General features: G+C 73.2%; 3 protein-coding genes and 1 pseudogene. All 4 read left to right on the top strand.

Annotated features, from left to right (window positions below; genetic code table 11):
• Positions 1-98: 98 nt before the first annotated feature.
• Positions 99-758, top strand: a pseudogene (locus ACFXAZ_RS38300) (DUF4129 domain-containing protein); the annotation flags it as partial.
• On the top strand, positions 755-1,948 hold the full coding sequence (locus tag ACFXAZ_RS38305; RefSeq protein ID WP_384601305.1) for a DUF4350 domain-containing protein: 1,194 nt from the start codon (positions 755-757) through the stop codon (positions 1,946-1,948). The pseudogene ACFXAZ_RS38300 and the gene ACFXAZ_RS38305, both read left to right, overlap by 4 nt.
• The gene (locus ACFXAZ_RS38310; protein WP_384601311.1) at positions 1,948-2,937 is read left to right on the top strand and encodes an AAA family ATPase; all 990 of its coding nucleotides are present in this window, start codon (positions 1,948-1,950) and stop codon (positions 2,935-2,937) included. Before ACFXAZ_RS38305 ends, ACFXAZ_RS38310 begins: the two co-directional genes overlap by 1 nt.
• The gene (locus ACFXAZ_RS38315; RefSeq protein WP_384601308.1) at positions 2,937-4,247 is read left to right on the top strand and encodes a DUF58 domain-containing protein; all 1,311 of its coding nucleotides are present in this window, start codon (positions 2,937-2,939) and stop codon (positions 4,245-4,247) included. Before ACFXAZ_RS38310 ends, ACFXAZ_RS38315 begins: the two co-directional genes overlap by 1 nt.
• Positions 4,248-4,421 lie beyond the last annotated feature (174 nt).

Genomic DNA, 4,421 nt, shown 5'->3' on the forward strand with positions numbered 1-4,421 from the left:
CGACAGGGTCCCCCCCACCCCCCCGCGCTGTGTTGGGGGTTCTCTGTCGGGGTTTTAACCCCCCGTGGTTTTGGCGGTCCCCCCCCACCCCCCCCGCGCCACCGCTCACCGTCCCGCGCGACCCCGCGCGCGAGGCGGCCGAGCGCGAACTGGCCAAACGCATGTACCACGAGGACGACCCCGGGCTGTTCGAACGCGCCCTGGACAACTTCTGGGACTGGCTCGGCGACCTGTTCGGCAGCGCGTCGGCCGCCACCCCCGGTGGCACCATCGGCCTGATCGCCGTCATCCTGGTGGTCATGGCGCTCCTGGCCGCCCTGTGGTGGCGCCTGGGCACCCCCCGCCGGCAACCCGCCACCTCCACCGCCCTGTTCGACGACCGCCCCCGCAGCGCCGCCGACCACCGCGCCGCCGCCGAGGCACACGCCGCCCAGGGCCACTGGAGCCAGGCCGTCCAGGAACGCATGCGCGCCATCGTCCGCGCCCTGGAGGAACGCGCCCTCCTGGACACCCGCCCCGGCCGCACCGCCGACGAGGCCGCCGCCGAAGCGGGCCGCGCCCTGCCCGCCCACGCCGACCGGCTGCGCGCCGCCGCGCGGCACTTCGACGACGTCACATACGGCGGCCGTACGGCCACGGAGGCGTCGTACCGGCACCTCGCCGCACTCGACACGGACCTGGACCGCACCAAACCCCAGCTCACCAGCACCAGCGCCAGCAGCGCGGACCACACCACCCGCCAGGGAGCCGCCGGATGACCACCGAGGCCCCCCTCCCCACCACCTCGGCCTCGCCCACCGGACGCCGGCTGTGGATCCGCGGCCGGGGCATCGCCCTCGCCGTCGTCCTCCTCCTCGCGGGCGCCATCACGATCGCCGTCGTCCGCTCCGACGCCCAGCACGGCGCCCTCGACCCGCGCTCCGCCGACCCCCAGGGCAGCCGCGCCCTCGCCGAACTCCTCGCCGAACGAGGCGTGTCCACGCGCGTGGTGACCACCCTCGACGAGGCCCGCGCCGCCGCCGGCCCCGACACCACCCTCCTGGTCGCCGACCCCGACCTGCTGACCCCCACCCAGCAGTCCCGGCTCCACGAGGACACCACCTCCTCCGGCGGCCGTACGATCCTCGTCGCCGCCGGCATATCCTCCGTCGAACGCCTCGCCCCCGGCATGTACGTCGACCCCGCCACCAGCCTCGACACCACGCTCGACCCGGACTGCGCACTGCCCGCCGCCCGCAGCGCGGGCCCCGCCGAGACCGGCGGCCTGCGCTACTCCACCACCCACCCCGAAGCCGACGAGTGCTACTTCAGCCAGCGCCTGGCCACCCTCGTCCGGCTCCCGCAGCCCTCCGGAGGCGGCGACACCGTCCTGCTCGGCGCGCCCGACATCCTCCTCAACGACCGCCTCGACGAGCAGGGCAACGCCTCGCTCGCCCTCCAACTCCTCGGCTCCCGCCCCCATCTGACCTGGTACCTCCCCTCCCTCTCCGACACCACCGCCACCGCCGACGACGAACGCGGCTTCTTCGAACTGCTCCCGTCCGGCTGGCTCTGGGGCACCCTGCAACTCTTCGTCGCCGCGGCACTGGCCGCCCTGTGGCGGGCACGCCGGCTCGGCCCCCTCGTACCGGAAAAACTCCCCGTCGCGATCCGCGCCTCCGAAACCGTCGAAGGCCGTGCCCGCCTCTACCGCAAGGCGAACGCCCGCGACCGCGCGGCAGCCGCTCTTCGCTCCACGACCCGCACGCGCCTCGCCCCCCTCGTCGGACTCCCCGTCGCCCGGGCCCACACGCCCGAAGCCCTGCTCCCCGCCCTGTCCGCCCACCTCCAGGGCGACGGCCGGGACCTGCGCACCCCGCTGTTCGGACCGCCTCCCGGCGACGACGCGGCACTCATCGCCCTCGCCGACCAACTCGACGCCCTCGAAAGAGAGGTACGCCGTCCATGATGGACCCGACCACTGACAACGCCGGGCCGAGCGGGGACCCGGGCACCGCCCGAGCCTCCCTCGAAGCCCTGCGCGCCGAGATCGCCAAGGCCGTGGTCGGCCAGGATCCCGCCGTGACCGGCCTCGTCGTCGCCCTGCTCTGCCGCGGCCACGTCCTGCTCGAAGGCGTCCCCGGCGTCGCCAAGACCCTCCTGGTCCGCGCCCTCGCCGCCGCCCTAGACGTCGACACCAAGCGCGTCCAGTTCACCCCCGACCTCATGCCGAGCGACATCACCGGCTCCCTGGTCTACGACACCCGCACCGCCGAGTTCTCCTTCCAGCCCGGCCCGGTCTTCACCAACCTCCTCCTCGCCGACGAGATCAACCGCACGCCCCCGAAGACCCAGTCCGCCCTCCTGGAAGCCATGGAGGAACGCCAGGTCACGGTCGACGGCACACCCCGCCCCCTCCCTGACCCGTTCCTGGTCGCGGCCACCCAGAACCCCGTCGAGTACGAGGGCACCTACCCCCTCCCCGAAGCCCAGCTGGACCGTTTCCTTCTCAAACTCACCATCCCCCTCCCCACCCGCCAGGACGAGATCAACGTCCTGACGCGACACGCCGACGGCTTCAACCCCCGCGACCTCGCAGCCGCCGGCATCCGCCCGGTGGCGGGCCCCGCCGCCCTGGAAGCCGCCCGCGCGGCGGTCGCCAAGACGACCGTCTCCCCCGAGATCACGGCCTACGTCGTCGACATCTGCCGTGCCACCCGCGAATCTCCGTCCCTCACCCTGGGCGTCTCCCCGCGCGGCGCGACCGCCCTGCTGGCCACCTCGCGCGCGTGGGCGTGGCTCACCGGCCGCGACTACGTCATCCCCGACGACGTCAAGGCCCTCGCCCTGCCCACCCTCCGCCACCGCGTACAGCTCCGCCCGGAGGCCGAGATGGAGGGCGTGACGGCCGACTCCGTCATCAACGCGATCCTCACCCACGTCCCCGTCCCCCGCTGATGGCGCTCACCGGACGCGCCGCGCTCCTCGCGGCCCTCGGTTCCCTCCCCGTCGGGCTCTGGGAGCCCAGCTGGACAGGTCTCCTCGCGGTCAACGCCCCGCTGGCCCTCGCCTGCGCCTGCGACTTCGCCCTGGCGGCCCCCGTACGCCGCCTGGGCCTGTCCCGCAACGGTGACACCTCCGCCCGCCTCGGCGAGCCCGCGGACGTCACTCTGACGGTCACCAACCCGTCCCGCCGCCCCCTGCGCGCCCAACTCCGCGACGCCTGGCCCCCCAGCAGCTGGATCCCCGGCACGGAGGTCGAATCCTCCCGTCACCACCTCACGGTCCCGTCCGGCGAACGCCGCCGCGCCACCACCCGCCTGCGCCCCACCCGCCGCGGCGACCACCACGCCGACCGCGTGACGATCCGCTCCTACGGCCCGCTCGGCCTCTTCACCCGCCAGGGCACCCACAAGGTCCCCTGGACGATCCGCGTCCTGCCCCCCTTCACCAGCCGCAAGCACCTCCCCTCGAAACTGGCCCGCCTCCGCGAACTCGACGGCCGCACCAGCGTCCTCACCCGAGGCGAGGGCACAGAATTCGACAGCCTGCGCGAGTACGTCCCCGGCGACGACACCCGCTCCATCGACTGGCGCGCCACCGCCCGCCATTCCACGGTCGCCGTACGCACCTGGCGCCCCGAACGCGACCGCCACATCCTCCTGGTCCTCGACACGGGCCGCACTTCCGCCGGCCGTGTGGGCGACGCCCCCCGCCTGGACGCCGCCATGGACGCCGCCCTGCTCCTGGCCGCCCTCGCCTCCCGCGCGGGCGACCGAGTGGACCTCCTGGCCTACGACCGCCGGGTCCGCGCCCTGGTCCAGGGCCGCACCTCCGGCGACCTCCTCCCCTCCCTGGTCAACGCCATGGCCACCTTGGAACCCGAACTGGTCGAAACAGACGCCCGTGGCCTGACCACGACAGCCCTCCGTACGACCCCCCGCCGCTCCCTGATCGTCCTCCTGACAACCCTCGACGCGGCCCCGGTCGAAGAAGGCCTCCTCCCGGTCCTCCCGCAGCTCACCCAACGCCACACGGTCCTGGTGGCCTCCGTGGCCGACCCCCACGTGGCCGACATGTCGAAGTCCCGAGGCACCATCGACGCCATCTACGAAGCAGCAGCCGCGGCCCAGGCCCAAACCGAACGCCAACGCACCTCAGAACAACTACGCCGCCACGGAGTCACCGTCGTAGACGCCACCCCCGACGAACTGGCCCCAGCCCTGGCAGACGCATACCTGGCCCTGAAAACAGCAGGCCGCCTGTAAAAAGAAAAGAGGGCCCTGCACGGGCCCTCAATAAATCCACCAACAATTCCACTTCAAACGCAGAAAACCCCGCATCCTCGGATGCGGGGTTTTCCCAATATTTGTTCGGCGGCGTCCTACTCTCCCACAGGGTCCCCCCTGCAGTACCATCGGCGCTGTAAGGCTTAGCTTCCG

Origin of the sequence: Streptomyces sp. NPDC059477 (assembly GCF_042749375.1) — a bacterium.
GTDB lineage: Bacteria > Actinomycetota > Actinomycetes > Streptomycetales > Streptomycetaceae > Streptomyces.